Source organism: Ralstonia sp. VS2407 (assembly GCF_052950655.1).
This window is the reverse complement of record NZ_JBRFVG010000086.1, coordinates 1-597: the sequence shown is the minus strand read 5'-3', so window position 1 is coordinate 597 and position 597 is coordinate 1. Positions and strand designations below refer to the sequence as shown.

The 597-nt window shown below is 62.5% G+C and carries 1 protein-coding gene; it reads right to left on the bottom strand.

The window, feature by feature from the left end; translation table 11 throughout:
* Positions 1–597: S24 family peptidase (locus ACU8YE_RS23980; RefSeq protein ID WP_446929846.1), on the bottom strand; the 597-nt coding region annotated here is incomplete at both ends.

The following is a 597-nucleotide window of genomic DNA, read 5'->3' as shown; positions in this document are numbered from 1 at the left end:
ATGTTCCGATGACGAAAGCCCGTACGGATACTTGCAAGTCCTCTCTTGGCTTCCAGTCGAGCTCACGCCTCGGGACTTGTATCGGTTCTTGCCATCGCGGATCGTCGCTGTCTGGATGCAGCTCGACAGAGCCGCCTTCGGCTACTCGGTAGACCTTTGCGGTGCGCTCGCGCAGGTGGCCGCCGAACTGCACCTGCTCAACAATTACCAGCTCGCCGTTCTGGGGTTGGTGTCCGCTGATCTCGATATCGACGCAGTGGAGAATGTCGCCGTCTATTGCGATCTGATTGATAGAGGTGCCACGGACGACGAGACCGTACTGCGCCTTCCGAGGGTACCTAGCGTCCGGCACCACAGGGGCGCGCTCGTAGATGGTTTCGTCCACCGCCGAGTCGACAGTCAGAAAGCGCCCAGCGGCCACCTCGCCGGGAACGTCCAGACCGCTCTCCTCATCAATCGTCCAGCCGGGACCGTCGTCGCCGTCCGGGTCGTTTAGATTGGCCGGCGGGAACAAGAGCGTCTCCGCGCCGATACCGAGTGCTGGCGCAAGCCGCTCAGCCCACTCTTTGGTGAGCTTCCGCTCGCCGGCCTCAAGCC